The sequence below is a fragment of the Mesorhizobium sp. B2-4-15 genome, assembly GCF_006658505.1.
In the GTDB taxonomy this organism is placed as follows: Bacteria; Pseudomonadota; Alphaproteobacteria; order Rhizobiales; family Rhizobiaceae; genus Mesorhizobium.
In genome coordinates this window covers 18063-34672 of the sequence record NZ_VFUZ01000006.1, presented here as the reverse complement: position 1 = coordinate 34672, position 16610 = coordinate 18063, and the positions used below count along the sequence as shown (strand labels likewise).

18 protein-coding genes are annotated in these 16610 nt (G+C 64.5%); 7 read left to right on the top strand and 11 right to left on the bottom strand.

Annotated elements, in window-relative coordinates; translation table 11 throughout:
* Window positions 1–8: 8 nt before the first annotated feature.
* The 5 genes from FJ930_RS09280 to FJ930_RS09260 are packed head-to-tail and all read right to left on the bottom strand — an operon-like array spanning window position 9 to window position 4759.
* Complete coding sequence (locus tag FJ930_RS09280; protein ID WP_141836993.1) at window positions 9–1313, bottom strand: FAD-dependent oxidoreductase; 1305 nt, start codon at window positions 1311–1313, stop codon at window positions 9–11.
* On the bottom strand, window positions 1310–2293 hold the full coding sequence (locus tag FJ930_RS09275; protein WP_181763323.1) for a branched-chain amino acid ABC transporter permease: 984 nt from the start codon (window positions 2291–2293) through the stop codon (window positions 1310–1312). The genes FJ930_RS09280 and FJ930_RS09275 overlap by 4 nt, the downstream gene beginning before the upstream one ends.
* Complete coding sequence (locus FJ930_RS09270; RefSeq protein ID WP_141836991.1) at window positions 2290–3198, bottom strand: branched-chain amino acid ABC transporter permease; 909 nt, start codon at window positions 3196–3198, stop codon at window positions 2290–2292. The genes FJ930_RS09275 and FJ930_RS09270 overlap by 4 nt, the downstream gene beginning before the upstream one ends.
* A complete protein-coding gene (locus FJ930_RS09265; protein ID WP_141836989.1) occupies window positions 3195–3962 on the bottom strand; it encodes an ABC transporter ATP-binding protein in 768 nt (255 codons plus the stop codon). The genes FJ930_RS09270 and FJ930_RS09265 overlap by 4 nt, the downstream gene beginning before the upstream one ends.
* Window positions 3959–4759, bottom strand: coding sequence for an ABC transporter ATP-binding protein (locus tag FJ930_RS09260; RefSeq protein ID WP_141836987.1), 801 nt, complete (start codon window positions 4757–4759; stop codon window positions 3959–3961). The genes FJ930_RS09265 and FJ930_RS09260 overlap by 4 nt, the downstream gene beginning before the upstream one ends.
* Before the next feature lie 127 nt (window positions 4760–4886).
* Here FJ930_RS09260 and FJ930_RS09255 point away from each other — a divergent pair, with 127 nt between their 5' ends.
* The 7 genes from FJ930_RS09255 to FJ930_RS09225 all read left to right on the top strand — a co-directional run bounded on the left by FJ930_RS09255 (window position 4887) and on the right by FJ930_RS09225 (window position 10859).
* Window positions 4887–5621 (top strand): GntR family transcriptional regulator, encoded by a 735-nt coding sequence (locus FJ930_RS09255; RefSeq protein ID WP_141836985.1) that lies wholly within the window; start codon window positions 4887–4889, stop codon window positions 5619–5621.
* Window positions 5618–6100: a DUF3830 family protein gene (locus FJ930_RS09250; RefSeq protein ID WP_141836983.1), complete on the top strand. Its 483-nt coding sequence runs from the start codon at window positions 5618–5620 to the stop codon at window positions 6098–6100. Before FJ930_RS09255 ends, FJ930_RS09250 begins: the two co-directional genes overlap by 4 nt.
* Window position 6101: 1 nt before the next feature.
* Entirely contained in the window at window positions 6102–6455 is a 354-nt protein-coding gene (locus FJ930_RS09245) for a TIGR04076 family protein (RefSeq protein ID WP_141836981.1), read from the top strand.
* Window positions 6452–7507, top strand: a complete 1056-nt coding sequence (locus FJ930_RS09240) for an aldo/keto reductase (RefSeq protein WP_141836979.1) — start codon at window positions 6452–6454, stop codon at window positions 7505–7507. Before FJ930_RS09245 ends, FJ930_RS09240 begins: the two co-directional genes overlap by 4 nt.
* Before the next feature lie 5 nt (window positions 7508–7512).
* Window positions 7513–7935: a DUF4440 domain-containing protein gene (locus FJ930_RS09235; RefSeq protein WP_141836977.1), complete on the top strand. Its 423-nt coding sequence runs from the start codon at window positions 7513–7515 to the stop codon at window positions 7933–7935.
* Window positions 7936–7982: 47 nt separating this feature from the next.
* The gene (locus tag FJ930_RS09230; protein WP_141836975.1) at window positions 7983–9242 is read left to right on the top strand and encodes an ABC transporter substrate-binding protein; all 1260 of its coding nucleotides are present in this window, start codon (window positions 7983–7985) and stop codon (window positions 9240–9242) included.
* A 213-nt stretch (window positions 9243–9455) separates the two neighbouring features.
* Window positions 9456–10859, top strand: a complete 1404-nt coding sequence (locus FJ930_RS09225; protein WP_141836973.1) for an FAD-binding oxidoreductase — start codon at window positions 9456–9458, stop codon at window positions 10857–10859.
* Window positions 10860–10874: 15 nt separating this feature from the next.
* On the opposite strand, the gene FJ930_RS09220 is transcribed toward FJ930_RS09225, so the two are convergent.
* From FJ930_RS09220 to FJ930_RS09195, 6 genes are all read right to left on the bottom strand, one after another.
* The gene (locus FJ930_RS09220) at window positions 10875–11675 is read right to left on the bottom strand and encodes an ABC transporter permease (protein WP_141836971.1); all 801 of its coding nucleotides are present in this window, start codon (window positions 11673–11675) and stop codon (window positions 10875–10877) included.
* A complete protein-coding gene (locus FJ930_RS09215; RefSeq protein ID WP_141836969.1) occupies window positions 11672–12544 on the bottom strand; it encodes an ABC transporter permease in 873 nt (290 codons plus the stop codon). Before FJ930_RS09215 ends, FJ930_RS09220 begins: the two co-directional genes overlap by 4 nt.
* Window positions 12541–13644 carry an ABC transporter ATP-binding protein gene (locus FJ930_RS09210; RefSeq protein ID WP_141836967.1) on the bottom strand — a complete coding sequence of 368 codons (1104 nt, stop codon included), beginning with the start codon at window positions 13642–13644 and terminating at the stop codon, window positions 12541–12543. Before FJ930_RS09210 ends, FJ930_RS09215 begins: the two co-directional genes overlap by 4 nt.
* Before the next feature lie 72 nt (window positions 13645–13716).
* Window positions 13717–14742, bottom strand: a complete 1026-nt coding sequence (locus FJ930_RS09205; protein ID WP_140743615.1) for an ABC transporter substrate-binding protein — start codon at window positions 14740–14742, stop codon at window positions 13717–13719.
* A gap of 51 nt (window positions 14743–14793) precedes the next feature.
* On the bottom strand, window positions 14794–15792 hold the full coding sequence (araD1, locus tag FJ930_RS09200; protein ID WP_141836965.1) for an AraD1 family protein: 999 nt from the start codon (window positions 15790–15792) through the stop codon (window positions 14794–14796).
* Between the two features lie 32 nt (window positions 15793–15824).
* Window positions 15825–16604, bottom strand: a complete 780-nt coding sequence (locus FJ930_RS09195; RefSeq protein ID WP_141836963.1) for an SDR family oxidoreductase — start codon at window positions 16602–16604, stop codon at window positions 15825–15827.
* Window positions 16605–16610 lie beyond the last annotated feature (6 nt).

Sequence of the window (16610 nt, the reverse complement as noted above, 5' to 3'; positions counted from 1 at the left end):
CGGCCGGCCTATGCCTTCTCGTCCATCCGGTCGCGCAGCATGCTCCAGCCGAGAAGCAAGTTGGGCGCGTGCCGCAGCAGCGCATGGAACGGAATTGCTGCCGGCGGTGCAAAAGGCAGCGGCAGCTCGCGGGCATCGGTTCCAGCGGCCCAATTGGCTAACACCTTGCCCATGGCAGTCGTCATGGCGATGCCGCGCCCGTTGCAGGCACGGCCGGCGATCAGCCCGGGACCAAGGTCCAGGAGGTGCGGCAGGAAATCCGGTTCGACGGCTGCCATTCCCGACCAGCTATAGGCAACCGGCGGCAGGTCTGGCAGATCGAGGTGCTCGGCGAGCCGCCGCCAGATCGTTTGCGGAACGCGCGTATCGGCACCGGCGCTCAGAATATGCATGCCGCCGCTGATCAGCCGGTTGTCGGCATCGAAGCGGAAGGTGAAGAGATTGCGCCTGGTGTCGCCGACACCTTGCCCGCCGGGAAGCAGGCGCGCGCGGGTTTCGAGTGGCAGGGGCCTGGTCGCGATCTGGAAAACCTTCAGCGGAAAATAGGTCCGCTGCAGCGTCTGAAAGGGCGGCCCGGAATACGCGTTGGTGGCAATCAGCACCTTGGACGCGCGCGCCGATCCGGATGGTGTCTTTAGCGCCCAGCCATCGGCTATGCGGTCAACCGATGTAACACGTGTCTGTTCGAAAATCCGCGCGCCGGCACGTTCCGCCGCATCGGCCAATCCCCGTGCATAGGCGACCGGATTGATGACGCCGCCCGAACGGTCCATCCATCCTCCGACATAGCCGCGCGCGCCCGTCAGCGCTTCCACCTCCTGCCGATTGAGGGTTACGGCAGGCCGGCCGCGCAGGGCCCATTGTCGCGCACGTGACTGGACTTTGTCGAAGGCGGCTGGCGAGTGCGCCGGCTGGATCCAGCCGTTCTGCACGGCGTCGCAATCGATGCCGTGCTGCCGGATCAGGCCGAAGACAAGGTCGGCACTGCCGGCGGCGAAATCGATCAGCCTCTCACCGCGCTCCGGCCCGAGATGCGCGAGGATGCTGTCCGGATCCATCTTGGCGAAATTCGGCACGACGAAACCGGCATTCCGGCCCGTCGCGCCCCAGGCGATGATTTCGGCCTCCAGAACGGCGACGGAAAGTCCCTTTCCAGCGGCGTGCAGTGCGGTCGAAAGGCCGGAAAAACCGCCGCCGACAATGGCGAGGTCGACTTCGAGATCATCACTCAGTGCCGGCCGCTCGCGATGGTGGCGACTGATGGCGTGCCAGAGCGAAGCGCCGCGCGCCTCCTGCCGGACCACGGCATTCATGAGCTCGAACTGCTCTTGGCCGCGGCCAGTTTCGGCCGCTTGCCGAAGCGAGGCCGCCGTGGCCTGTCGCCGAACAGGCCGTTCGGCCGAATCAGCAGGATGACGCAGAGCATGACGCCGATGGCGACGATCTGCAGCGAGGCGGCGCGCGCCTGCTGCTCGGGCGGGAACAGCACGCTGGTCAGCGTGCCCGACCCGGCCCAGATCGCCCAGACCAGGATGCTGCCGATGACGGCGCCGAGATTGCTGCCCGAGCCGCCGACGATCAGCATCACCCAGACCTGGAACGTCAGGATCGGCAGATAATTATCCGGTGCGATGAAGCCGGTGAAATGCGCCTGCAGAGCGCCGGCCAGCGCCATGATGGCGCCGCCGACGGCGAAGGCCTGGACGCGATAGAAGCGCGCGCTCTTGCCGAGCGAAATCGCCGCCCGCTCGTCCTCGCGCAGCGCCTTCAGCACACGGCCCCACGGGCTGCGCGACAAATGCTCCAAGGCGAGATAGGCGATCAGTGTGACAGCCGAGACGACGGCAAGGTTGGACAGGTTGAACAGCAGCGGCGTCTCGGCCAGGCTACCGAAGGGGCGCGGGATGAAACCGATGCCGAACGGTCCGCCGGTCAGCTTCTGCGCGTTGAGCGCGACCAGTTGCACGACCACGGCGACGCCGAATGTGGTGATAGCCAGATAGTCCGACCTGAGGCGTAGCGTGGCCATTCCGGTAAGTGCCGCGGCAAGGCCGCCGACGATCATGGCGCCGAGCCAACCGACGAGGAGCGGCAGGCCGAAACCGCCCAGCCTTGCGGCGTCATCTGGCGTGGTCAGCAGTGCGGACGTATAGGCACCGATGGCGACGAAGCCGGCGAGGCCGACATTGAACAGGCCGGTCAGGCCCCATTGCAAATTGAGCCCCAGCGTGACCAGCGAGAAGATCAGCGCGGTTGTCAGGAAGAAGGCGCCATAGCCGACGAGATCGATCATCTTTCCCTCACGCCAAAGAGGCCGATCGGCCGCACGAACAGCACCGCCATCAGGATGATGAAGGAGACGGCGGCGCGCCATTCGGCGCCAATCAGCTGTACCGCGCCGGCTTCCGCAAGCCCGATGATCAACCCGCCGAGCACCGCGCCCGGGATGCTGCCGATGCCGCCGAGGATAGCGGCGGCGAACATCGGCAGCAGCATGTCGAAGCCCATGAACGGGCGGATCTGCACCAGAATGCCGATCATCACGCCGGCCACGCAGGCCAATGCGCCGCCGACGATCCAGGTGACGCGCACCACCTTGGCGACATCGATGCCGACGACGCGCGCCAATGCCGCGTTCTGGCTCAAGGCCTGCATTGAGCGGCCGGTCTGCGTGCGCGTCATCAACAGATGCACGCCGAGCACGAGGATGGCGGTCAGCAGCAGCAAGGCGATCTGGTCAGGCGTGATGCGGATGCCGAAGCCGACCGGCATGGCGATCTGGATGGCCCGGCTGAAATAGGTCGGCCGCGAGGTGAAGATGAATTCGAGCAGGCTTCGGAGTGCCATGGAAGCGCCGAAGCTCGCCATAACCACGATGATCGCCTGGCCTTGCGAGCGCAGCCGCGAAAACAGCACCTTGTCGAGCAGCAGCGCCAGCAGCGCGGTGAACGCCATGCCGATGACCAGCGCAACGATGAGCGGCCAGCCGAAGGACAGCGGCGCGATCGGCGCCACCTTGCCGAACGTCGCGCCGATGGCGCTGACCACGGCCAGCGTCGCATAGGTCCCCCAGGCCATGAAGTCGCCATGGGCGAAGTTGGAAAAGCGCAGGATCGAATAGGTGAGCGTCACGCCGATGGCCCCAAGGCCGATCATCGAGCCCGTCAGCAATCCGTCGACGATGAACTGCAGGCTCATGCCGCGCCTCCATTCCCGGCGTGCGACGTCTTTTCCGCCTTGAGCGGGCGCTGGCCGAGATAGAGTTCGGCGACGACCGGGTCGTTCCAAAGTTCGGAAGCGATGCCTTCGTGGCGGTCCTTGCCCTCGACCAGCACATAGGCGCGGTCGCCGATGGCAAGGGCTGCCTTGGCATTCTGTTCGACCAGCAGGATGGTGACGCCGGACCTGCGGATGCCGGCCAGCATCTCGAACACCATGGAGACGAATTTCGGTGACAGGCCGGCCGACGGTTCGTCGAGCACCAGCACCTTGGGGTGGACGATCAGCGCCCGCGCGACGGCGAGCATCTGCCGTTGCCCGCCCGACAGATTGCCGGCCGCGGTGCGGCGCTGGCGGACGAGGTCGGGGAAGGCGGCATACATTTCCTCGATGCGGGCAGGGATTTCCCGCCGCTCGAGGATGCCGCAGGCAACCTTGAGATTGTCCTCGACCGACATCAGCGGAAAGATGTTCTCGGTCTGCGGCACGAAGGCGAGGCCAAGCCGCACCATGGTATGGGCAGGTGCTGCGGTGATATCCTTGCCGTCCAGGAACACGGTGCCCCCGGTGATCGGGACGAGGCCGGCGATCGCCTTGATGAAGCTCGACTTGCCGGCGCCATTGGGGCCGAGGACGACGACGATCTCACCCTTGCTGACGGTGATCGAGGCGCCGCGCACGATCGGCACGCCGGGTTCGTAGCCGGCTTCGAGATTGCGGACATCGAGGACGGTCTCGCTCATGCCGCGCCTCCGAGATAGGCTTCGATGACGCGCGGATCGCGGGCGACTTCTTCCGCCGTGCCTTCGCTGAGCAACTGGCCGCTCGCCATGACGAGGACGCGATGGCAGAGCCGAGTCACCATGTCGATGTTGTGCTCGATCAAGAGGAAGGTGATGCCGCGCGCATTGATGTCGCGGATGCGGTCGATGATGACTTCCAGAAGCGTCGCGTTGACACCGGCCGCCGGTTCATCGAGCAGGATGATCGCCGGATCGGCCATCATGACGCGGGCGAGTTCGAGCAGCTTGCGCTGGCCGCCGGAGAGCACGCGTGCCGGCTCATGCGCGAGGTGGGTGAGGGTGACGAGCTCCAGCAGTTCGAGCGCTTTCGCTCGGGCGGCTTTTTCCTGCGCCGCCACCCGCCACGGCGTGACGAAGTTGGCGAGCAGCCTTTCGCCGGCTTGGCCCTGCGCCGCCAGCATGATGTTTTCGATCAGCGTCAGATTGGGCAGTGGGCGCGGGATCTGGAAGGTGCGGCCGAGCCCGCGGCCGATGCGCAGGTGAGCGGCCTCGCCGGAGACGCGCGTGCCGTTGAGCAGGATATCGCCGCTGGAGGGCAGGATGCTGCCGGCGAGCAGGTCGAACATGGTGGTCTTGCCCGCTCCGTTCGGCCCTATCAGACCAAGGATTTCTCCAGCTTTGACGTCGAACGAGACGTCATTGACAGCGACGAGACCGCCGAAACGCCGCACGACGTTCCTTGCCGTCAGCACCGGCGCATGGGTCTCTCGCCCTTGCCGTCTGGCTGCCTCGCTCATCAGACCCTCTGGCCGAAGACGGTCGTCGCCGTCTCCTGATTTTTGATTTGTGATCACACTTGCTTTGATCACGATATTCGGCTTTAATTTCCTCCGCAAGCCGAAAACCGGCCGAGAACGGAATTCCATGCAAAAGGCTGCCGTCGAAAAGAACAACGAGGCGATCGCGGCCCAGCTTGCACCGGTCGGTCGCGAGACCGTGCAGGATCGCGTCTATTCCGAATTGCGACGCGCCTTGATCGGCGGCCTGTTCGAGCCGAGCCAAGTGCTGACCATCCGTGGGCTGGCCGATGCGCTGGTCACCTCGACCATGCCGGTGCGTGAGGCGCTCGGGCGGTTGATCACGGAAAAGGCGCTGGAGGCGTTGCCCAATCGTTCGGTGCGCGTGCCGCCAATTACGCTGGATCGCCTCGACGATCTCCTGCGCGCCCGCATCCTGATCGAGGGCGAGGCGATCGCGCTGGCGGCCGCCCGCATGGGTCCGCGCCAGATCGCCACCATCGAAACCATTCTGGCCGAATGGGACGAAATGCGGGCTTTGAAACACAAGAAGGATGTCGACCGCGAAGTGACGCTCAACCAGAGCTTTCATTTCGAGATTTACCGCTCCTGCGGCTCGGCTGTTCTGATCCCGATGATCGAGAGCCTGTGGTTGCAATCGGGCCCTTGTATCCGCGTCGCCATCTACGCCTTCTCGGAAGCCGGCGAGGTCGACACCGCCCAGTATCACCGCCGCATTGTCGAGGCGCTGGCCACGCAGGACGCACAGGCGGCGCGCGACGCGCTGGTCGCCGACATCAGCCGGCCCTTCACCTTCCTGCGCAGCAAGCTGCAATCCGCGGCTGGGAAAGATCAGACATGACCTCCATCCGGATCACCGAACCACACTCGAAGCTTTCCGTCACGGCTGTGCTGCTGCCAGCGAAGGCGCCGGAAAACGCAGACTTCCTCACAGCGTATCTCGCCACGCCACGCGTCGTCCCAGGCATCCATGCGATGTGGACCGGACCTGAGATTTCCTGTCCGGTTCCATCAGCCGATCTCGAGGGGCAGCCCTATGCCCGGCCGCTGCCGGCGGAGAACGCCACGCTGACGCCGCAGCCCGGAGATATCGTGCTGTCCTACGTGCCGCCGCGCATGTGGGGCGGCAACCCCAATGCGATCTTCGACATCGGCCTGTTCTATGGGCAAGGGGCGCGGCTTCTGTTCCCGATCGGCTGGCTGGCCGGCAGCGTGGTGGCACAGGTGGTCGCCGAGGAGCGCGAACAGTTCGCGGCCGCCTGCGGCGTCATCCGCCGCAACGGCGGCTGCGATGTTACTTTCAGCCTGATGGAGGCCTGACATGGCTGACGACGGTTTCGAACTCTTCGATCTTCGCGTCGAGGCGGTCGTCCCCGAAGGCAAGCCGATCTATTGCGGCGCCAAGACCGGCGACTATTTCGAGCTCAAGGGCGAGATGCTGTCAATGCCGGCAGGGCAAGGCTTTTCGATCTATTCGCTCGCCGCCGTGCTGCCGCTGCTGGCGGCAAAACAACGTCCGACCCACCCGAACGACTGGATGACCTCGGACGCCGAGATCGCCTGTCCCGACCCCAATTGCGCCAGCAGGCTGCGGATCGTCAGGCTGGCCAAGCGGCGCTTCAGCCATGCCGAAACCACGGCCGTGCCGCTGCCGAAGGAGAATGACCCGACATGACCGCCAAGACCTTCGAGCTCGGCCCAGGCTACACGATCTCGCGCGTCATCCGCGGTGGTTGGCAACTCGCCGGCGGCCATGGCGCCATCGACCGCAGCCAAGCGGTGACCGATCTGATCGCCACTTTCGATGCCGGTATCTGGACCTATGACTGCGCCGACATCTACACCGGCGTCGAGGAGCTGATCGGCGCCGCGCGCCTGCGGCTGGCCAATGAGCGCGGCCTCGATGCGGCGGCCAAAATGAAGGTGCACACCAAGCTGGTGCCCGACCTGGAACGGCTGGCCACAATCAGCCGTGACTACATCAGAGGCATTGTCGACCAGTCGCTGAAGCGGCTGAAGACCGAGCGGCTCGATCTCGTACAGTTCCACTGGTGGGACTATGCGCAACCTCGCTATGTCGAAGCGATGGGATGGCTCGACGAGCTTCGGCGCGAAGGCAAGGTGCGCAATCTCGGCACCACCAATTTCGACACGCCCCGGCTTGCCGAAATCCTGGCCGCCGGAGTCCCGCTGGTCAGCCAGCAGCTGCAATATTCGGTGCTCGACCAGCGGCCTGCGCACAGCCTCGCCGCACTTGCGAAGACAAACGGCGTCAGCTTCCTCTGTTACGGGTCGGTGGCCGGCGGCTTCCTCAGCGACAGATGGCTCGATGTGGCCGAACCCGCCACGCCGCTCGAAAACCGCTCGCTGGTCAAATACAAGCTGATCATCGATGATTTCGGTGGCTGGGAGCTGTTCCAGCAGCTGCTCCGGACGCTCAAGGCCGTCGGTGATCGCCACGGCGTCGACATCGCCACCATCGCCAGCGCCTGGGTGCTGGAGCAACCGCAAGTGGCCGCCGTAATCGTCGGTGCCCGCAACCAGGCGCATGCGCTGGCCAATGCCAAAATCATGGATATCGAACTCGATGCCGAGGACCGCGCGCGGATTGCCGCTGTCATAGCGCGGGGCGCCGGCCTCGAGGGCGACGTCTACACACTGGAACGTGACCGCAATGGCCGCCATGGCTCGATCATGCACTACAATCTCAACGCGGGCCGAGTTTGAAAACCATGGACGCCAAGCTGTTTTCGCAGGCCAGCGCCGAGGTTATCGACCTGCACCGCTTCTTCGTCGATTGGTTCGTCGCCGCGCGCGCCGACAGAGCGGATTTCGGCCGCTTCGAAGCCGTCATGGGCGAAGGCTTGACCATGATCGCACCAGGCGGCCAGATCCTCGACCGTGACGCCGTTGTTGACCATGTGCGCTCCAGCCGAGCCACCTGCGACGACGGCTTCGCCATCTCGATCGAGGACATCAAGCCCGGCTGGCAGGGCGGCGATACGATCGTCGTCCTTTATGTCGAGGCGCAGTTGCACGGCGGCAAGCGTAGCCGCCGCCAGTCGAGCGCCGTTTTCACCACCAGTTCATCGGCGCCGAATGGCGTCCAATGGCGGCATCTGCATGAAACCTGGCTGCAGGTGCCGGGACACTGACACTTTCCAGACGTCAAACCAGTTCGTGTAACTCAAGGGGAACAACAATGAGAAAGACGATACTCCAACTCACCACCGCGCTCGCTCTTGTCACGATTGCCAGTGCTGCACAGGCCGCCGACTGCAAGATCACCGTCGGCCTTGTCATGGAACTGACCGGTCCGGCCGGCGAATACGGCCAGGCCGGCGCCAAGTCGGTCGAAATGGCCTTCCGCGACATCAACGAAGCAGGCGGCGTGCGCGGCTGTGACCTTGCGACCGACACGCGCGACAGCCAGAGCCAGGGCAACATCGCCGTCGATGCCGCGACCCAGCTGGTTCAGGTCAAGAAGGTGCCGGTCATCATCGGCGGCATCATCTCCTCGGTGTCGATCCCGATCCTGACCTCGGTGACCGCGCCGGCCAAGATCGTCCAGGTCTCGCCGGCGTCGTCCTCGCCGACGCTGACGGCGCTCGGCCGGGAGGGCAAGACCAACGGCATCTTCTTCCGCACCATCACCTCGGACGCGCTGCAGGGCGTGGCCGCGGCCAAATACGCCATCGACAGGGGCTTCAAGAAGCTGGCGATCATTCACGTGAACAACGATTTCGGCGTCAACATGGTGGCCGAATTCTCGCGTGCCTATAAAGCGCTCGGCGGCACCATCGTTTCCGACACGCCCTACAATGAGAAGCAGTCGAGCTATGCCTCGGAGGTGACGGCCGCGATGGGAGGCGAGCCGGACGGACTTTATCTGGTCAGCACGCCGGTTGATGGCGCCACCATCGCCCGCACCTGGATCTCGCAAGGCGGCGTACAGAAATTCCTGCTCAATGACGGCATGAACAGCCCTGACTTCATCGAGTCGGTCGGCGCCGACTATCTGAAGGATGCCTACGGCACGTCGTCCGGCACCAACCCGACCGCGTCGACCGAGTATTTCACCAAGAACTACAAGGCGTTCTCCGGCATCGAGCCATCGAACCCGGCGGCCGACCGGTCCTACGATGCCGGCGCCATCGTCGGACTGGCCATCGCCATTGCCGGCTCGGAGGATCCGGCCAAGATCAAGGATGCCATGTACAAGGCGGTCGACCCCGCCGGCACGCCGATCTTTGCCGGCAAGGAGGAGTTCGCCAAGGCACTCGGCCTGATCAAGGACGGCAAGCCGATCCGCTATGAAGGCGTCATCGGCCCTGTCGCCTTCGACAAGTTCGGCGATATCACCGGACCGTTCCGGCTGTGGAAGATTGTCGACGGCAAGGTGACCACCGACGGTGAAATGACCACCGACGACATCAACGCCCTGCAGGCCAAGCTTCAGTAAGCTGGACAGTGCTTCCGGCATCAACCGTGTTTCATCGCGATTGATGCCGGCCTCGCTTGAGGCGGGCCAATATCGCTTGCACGGCACGCGATCGCGAATAGGATCGGCCGGCTGCAATTGAAGGATGGCGAGCGTGTTGGACAAGGATACTCATCGGGCCGTCCGGTCGGTGGATGCAGACGACGCGCTTTGCCGTTCAGGCGCCTGAGTCCGATGTCGCCTGAAACGGAACGACTTTTGTCCGCCCTTGGCGATCGGCTGGGCGCGGGCGGCGTTCTTGCCGGCTCCGACGTGGACCAGCGCTATCGCGAGGATCCCGACGGCAAGCTTGGCGCGCTTCCCGAAGTGGTGTTGCGCCCGCGCGATACCATTGGCGTCGCGGCAGCACTCGCTGGATGCAACGCTCTCGGCCAGGCGGTCGTCGTCCAGGGCGGACGCACCGGGCTGGCCGGCGGCGCACGCGTCCAGCCGGGCGAGATCGTGCTGTCGCTGGAACGCATGACCGGCCTCGCCGCTCCGGACATTCAAGCCGCCAGCATCGTTGCCGAATCGGGCGCGACGCTGCAGTCCGTGCAGGAGGCCGCCGATAGCGCCGGGCTGATGTTCGGCGTCGATATTGGCGCGCGCGGTTCGGCCACGGTCGGCGGCAACATAGCCACCAATGCCGGCGGCATCCGGGTGCTGCGCTACGGCATGTACCGGGCGCAGGTGCTGGGACTTGAGGCCGTGCTCGCCGATGGCAGTGTGCTGACCTCGCTCAAGGGCCTGCCCAAGGACAATTCCGGCTATGACCTTGGCCAGCTCTTCATCGGCGCGGAAGGGACGCTTGGCGTCGTCACGCGCGCCGCGCTCCGCCTGCATCCGAAGCCGGCATCCGAGGTGAATGCCTTCTGCGCGCTGCCTTCGCTCGATGCGGCGATTGCACTGCTTGGGCTGCTCCGGCAAAAGCTCGGCCCGCTACTTTCCGCCTATGAGGTCAACTTCGCGCCGCTTTATGACGTCATGGTCGGCAGCATGGCCATGCCGGCACCATTGCCGGCCGGCTCACCCGTCTATGTGCTGGCCGAAATCCAGGGCAGCGAGCCCGAACGCGACGGCGAGCGCTTCGCCGAGGTTCTGATGCAAGCGGTCGAGGACGGCGTGGTCGACGATGTGGTCGTCTCGCAATCGCCGCGCGAATTCCGTGCGCTCTGGGACGTGCGGGAGGACGCCAATCGCGTCCTGTTTTCGATCAAAGGTCTGATCGGCGCCGACATCAGCATCCCGTTGGCGCGCATGGGCGCCTTTCTGCAGGAAGCGGACGCCGCCATCCATGCCGTCGATCCCGGCGCCGACATCTATGTCTTCGGCCATCTCGGCGACGGCAACCTGCACTATCAGGTCCTGACGGCGGATCCGGCGGCGGCATATGGCATCATCTATCGTGGCGTGGCGGCGGCGGGAGGCGGCGTTTCGGCCGAGCACGGCATCGGCCTCGACAAGAAGCAGTGGCTGCATCTGGCGCGCGGCGAGGCCGAAATCGCCACGATGCGGCGGCTGAAGACAGCGCTCGACCCGAAGAACATCCTCAATCCAGGACGTGTCTTCGATCTCAACCCGACGGCCCTGCCTCGATGACAGGGGCTCGGTAGCTCAGGCCCGTTCCGTCGCCATCTGCCTGGGGATCAGAAAACGCGCGGCGAGCACGCAGAGCAGGACGGTGAACATCAGGATCAGCGCCACCAGTGCGTTGATGTCGGGCGAGAAGCCAAGCCGCATCATCGCCCACAGCCTGACTGGCAGCGTGCTTTGGGTACCGGTGACCAGAATGGTGATCATCGTTTCGTCGAACGACAGGGCGAACGCCAGGATGGCGCCGCCGACCATCGCGCTCGACAGGTTCGGCAGGATGACGCGCCAAAAAGTCTGCCAGCCGGTGGCGCCGAGATCGTAGGACGCTTCGACCAGCGAGCGGCTCATCGATTGCAGCCGCATCAGCACGGTGCGATAGACGATCGCCAGCACAAAGACGGTATGGCCGATGATGACCGTCAGCAGCGAACGTTCGAGGCCGATCTCGCGGAAGAAGATCAGCAGCGCCAGTCCGCTGATGATCGGCGGCATCAGGAACGGCAGGAAGATGATGAACTGCAGCACCGAACGTCCTGACCGGCGGCCGTGATAGTAGAGCGCCAGCAGCGTCCCGCTGACCACCGAGAGCACGACGGTGCACATGCCGACGATCAGCGTGGTGCGCAGGGCGGCCAGGATGTCGTGGTTCGCCGCTAGCGCCCGATAGGTCGACAGGGTTGGCGACGACCAGTCGACATCGCCATGCGAGATCGTGAAGAACGACGACACGATCGGCACGAACAGCGGGCTGTAGAGCAGCATGGCGACCAGCGTCGTGATCGCGGCCAGGAAAAGTGTGGAAGGCCGGGGCAAGGCGCTCATATCGACGTCCCCCGGTTGCGTCCGAACCGTTCGCCGATGAGGATTGCGCAGATCACAACGATCGCAAGCGCCACCGACAGTGCCGCGCCGAACGGCCAGTTATAGGCCGTGCCGAACTGGCTGTAGAGGATGCGGCCGAAGGTGAAGCCGCTGATCCCGCCGACCATCTGCGGCGTGAGGAAATCGCCGATCGCCAGCACGAAGACGAAGCTCGCCGCCGAGGCGACGCCGGGCAGGCTGAGCGGCAAGATGATGCGCAGGAACGTCTGCAAGCCGCTCGCGCCAAGGTCGTCGGAGGCGCGCAGCAATGTCTGAGGGATCCGCTCCAGCGACAGGAAGATCGGCAGGATGGCGAAGGGGATCAAAAGCAGGCTCAGCGTCAAAAGGATGGCGTTCATGTTGAACACGAAAAGCGTCGACGGCTGCTCAAGGATGCCGAGCGCCACCAGTGCCTTGTTGAGAAAGCCGTTGAGGCCGAGGATGCTGCGGATCGCATAGATCTTGATGACGTAGCTCATCAGCAGCGGGACCAGGAGCAGCATCAGCAAGGCATAGCGCCACCGCCCTTTCAGCGTCGTCAGGAAATAGGCGGCGGGATAGGCGAGCAGGATGCAGATGACGGCCACCGACACGCACAGCACGATGGTGTTCCAGAACACCGGCAGAAAGATCGGGTCGGTGAAGAACCTGACATAGTTGCCGAGCGTCGGCGCATGGATGATCGTGCCCTGGTCGACGCTGAAGAAGCTGTAGACCAGGAAGATCGCCAGCGGCACGAGGACGAAGACCACCGGCAGGGCAAAAGCCAGCACCGTCACCAGCAGCGACAGGTGCCGTTCCGAAGGCTGTGTCGAGCCGGCCTTGCTCATGCCAGCACCAGATGGCCTTCATGCGGCGCGAAGGAGAGCGAGACCGTCTCGCCGGATTTCAGCATGCTGCCGTCGATCCGACTTGGCATGCGCAACCGCAGGCGTTGGGCGGCGTTGTCCGCCCCCGCCGTGATCGTTGCGACGGTCGACGAGCCGGCGAAGGCCAGATCGGCGATGGTGCCGGACAAGCGGTTGTCGTTGTCCTTGGCGCCCGCGAGGCGCAAGGCCTCGGGACGGAACGCCGCGAAGGCGCTGGCTCCATCCAGCGCGGCCTTCAGATGCGGCTGGTCGCTGATCGAGCAGACCAGGCGCCCAAGTGCCGTCTCGATCGGCCGCAGCTCGCCCTGCACCGGCCCGAGTTTTCCAGCGACCAGATTGTTCTCGCCGAAGAAGCGCGCCACGAACTCGCAGTTCGGCTTGTAGTAAAGCTCGTGCGGTGTGCCGAGCTGGCGGATATGGCCGGCCTGCATGACGCAGATCCGGTCGGCCATACCGATGGCTTCCTCCTGGTCGTGGGTGACGAACAGGAAGGTGGTCTTGATCTCACGCTGGATGGATTTCAGGAATTCCTGCATCTGCCGGCGCAGCTCAAGGTCGAGCGCGGCGAGCGGCTCGTCGAGCAGGATCAGGCGCGGCTGGCAGATCAATGCCCGGGCGAGCGCGACGCGCTGGCGCTGCCCTCCGGAAAGCTGTGCAGGGAAGCGATCGGCGAAGCGCTCGAGCTGCACCAGCTCGAGAGCCTCAGCGACGCGGCGCGCGATCTCCTTGCGCTGGATATGGCGCACCGAAAGCCCATAGCCGACATTGCCGGAAACGGTCATATGCGGGAACAGTGCATAATCCTGGAACACGGTATTGAACGGCCGCCGGTTGATCGGCATGCGGCTGATGTCCTGGCCCTCAAGGCGGATCTCGCCAGTCGTCAGCGGCTCCAGGCCGCCGATCAGCCGCAGGACCGTGGTCTTGCCGGAGCCCGACGGTCCAAGAACGGTGAGGAACTCACCGTCCCGGATCGACAGGTCGATGTCGTGCAGCACGGGCACCGGGCCGTAGGATTTCGAGACGGACCGCAGCGTCAGCAGGTCGGTGTTCTGGTTCATGAAATGCTCTCGCTTACGCTTCGGCGGTCCGGAACGTCCGAACCGCCAGGGCTTGAAGGTGGGGCAGCGAAATCAGGGCGTTGCCTTGACCTCGTTCCACATGTCCGAACGCCTGAGCGGGTCTTCGACATTGTTGAGCCAGACCAGCTTGTCGTTGCTGCCGGCGCTGCTCGACTCGACCACTGTGTTGCCGAAGCCGGTGCGCTCGGAAAGCCCGCCGCTGACCTTCTTGCTAAGCATGAAGTCGATCCATTTCTCGGCCGCCGCATTGTCGCGGACGCCCTTGGAGATTACCCAATTGTCGAGCCAGGCGAGCGCGCCTTCGCTTGGATTGACGTAGGCGACATGGGCGCCAATCTTCTGCAGCGCCTTGACCTGCTGCTGGCCGTAATTGGCCCAGATCAGCGCAACGTCGTTGTTCTGGTAGATCTGCTGCGCCTCGTCGGCGGTGGTGTAGAAGCTGAGCACATTGCGCTTGAGTTCGACCAGCTTGGCCTTGACCGCCGCCATCTGCTCCGCGCTCAGGTTGAATGGATCCTTGTAGCCGAGCGTCAGCGCGGTGAACGAGAAATTGTGCTCGCCATTGTCGTAGGCGAGGATCTTGCCCCTATAGGCCGGATCCCACAGCACCGACATCGAGGTCGGCGCCGGCTTGACCTTGTCGGTGTCGTAGATCAGGCCGATGGAGTCGAAGCAGAACGGGATGCCGTAGACCTTGCCGTCCTTGGTGACGCCGCTCACCGTGCTCAGGTCACGGAAGCGTGGCAGCACCTCCTTCTGGTTCGGCAGCTTGGTCACATCGATCGGCGAGACGAGATCGGCCTTGATATAGCGCTGCAGCTGGGCAGTGTTGACGGCGAAGACGTCGAAGTCCTGCCCTTCGCTGCCCTTGATCTTGGCCCAGATCTCGTCATCGCTGCCGATGAACACGACATCGACTCCGATGCCGGTGGCGGCGGTGAAGTCCTTGACCCAGTCAGCGTCTGCATAGCCATCCCAGGCCAGCACGCGCAGGTTCGCGGCCAGCGCCGCCGACGTCATGAGGCCGATGCCGAGCCCGACCGTCGCCATCTTCAGAAACAGTCTCTTCAGTCCCATTTTAATCTCCCATTTTCTTTCTGGTGGACCGCGATTTCCGGACTTTCGCCGTCACAGCTTCGTGACGGTGACCAGTCCTTCGTCCGGCACCTTTTCCATCCGGTTGCGCAGTGGCTTGCCGAATGTCGGTGCCTGGATTTCATACTCGTCCCCGGGAGCCGTCTGGACGCCGGAGGCGTAGCTCATCACCGCCGCGCCGAAGAAGTAGGCATGCAGGTCGCCTGGCCGGCGATGCATCGGGTAGCGGAAATGGTAGTGTTCGAGATTGGCGATCGAGTGCGACATGTGTGCCTCGCCCGACAGGAACTCCTGTTCCCAGATGACCGCGCCGTCGCGCGTGATGCGGGAATGGCCGCGCACTTCTTCCGGCAAATTACCGATCAGCAGTTCCGGGCCGATCGAGCAGGAACGGAGCTTGGAATGGGCGAGATAAAGGTAGTTCTCGCCCTCCGTCACGTGGTCGGAATATTCGTTTCCGAGCGCATAGCCGATGCGATAGGGATGGCCGTCCGGTCCGTTGAGATAAAGCCCGACGATCTCGGCTTCCTCGGCTCCGGCCTTCGCGAATGCCGGCATCGGCAGCGGCGCGCCGGGCGGCACGACGCAGGTGCCAACGCCCTTGAAGAACCACTCGGGCTGGATGCCGATCTTGCCGGCACCGGGCTTGCCTCCCTCCAACCCCATGCGAAAGATCTTGAGGGAATCGGATTCCGCGGCACCTTCGCCATGGGTCAGCACATGCATCTGGTTGCGCGCGGCCGCACTTCCGGTGTGGGTCAGGCCGGTGCCGGTGACAAGGAAACGCGCCGGCTCGGCATGATCGACGGGGGCCAGCACGCGACCTCCATTCAACAGTTGGTCGTAGTCGACCTGTTCCGCCGTCGTGCGCTCCTCGACGAGCGCCGCGATGGACACGCCACGCGCGATCGCGGCTTCCGCCAGTTCCACGACGGTGGTCGTTCCCTTGAGCGGATGCAGATGGTCGCCATCCTTGGAGACGCGGCCGACGCGCCGGCTTCCATCGGACATTTTGAACTGAACAAGACGCATGAGATTCCCTTCCTCTTTCGGGGCTGTCCGGGTCACACCCAGCCCGCGTCGACGATGAACTGCTGGCTGGTGCACATGCGGCTGTCGTCGGCGGCGAGGAACAGCGCCATGCGCGCGATATCCGAGGGTTGCACCCGGTCGGGCAGGCACTGCCTTTCCGCGATTTGGCGCTCACCGGCCGGGTTCAGCCACAGGCGCATCTGGCGCTCGGTCATCACCCAGCCGGGCACCATGCAGTTGACGCGAATGCGCTCGGGGCCGAGTTCGCGGGCCAGCGCCCGCGTCATGCCGTAGACCGCGGCTTTCGCGGTGACATAGGCCGGGCAATCGGGATCGCCGACCATCCAGGTGATGGAGCCGAAATTGATGATCGAGCCACCACCCTGCGCGCTCATCTGCGGCCTCACCGCCTGGGCCGCGAAGAACTGGTGGCGCAGATTGACCGCCATGCGGTCGTCCCAATAGGCTGGTGTCACGTCCTTGGTCTGGTGGCGGTCGTCATTGCCGGCATTGTTGCACAAGGCCTGGATCGGGCCGTTGTGCTGTGCCGCCTGCGCCGTGGCTGCCTGCAGCTCCTCGACGTTGCGCAGGTCGCAGGCAATGAACAGCGGCGCGGCATGCCCCTCGGCCGCGATCGCCTCGACCAGGCGCCGTGAAGGCTCTTCCGCCAGGTCAACGAAGGCGACGCGGCTGCCTTGCGCGCAGAAATGGCGCACCAGGCTTTCGCCGATGCCGCTGCCTCCGCCGGTTATGAACACGCTGCGGTCCCTGAGGCTGGGGTAGGTCGCGTAGCCGCCGATCTGATCCGTCATAGCGTG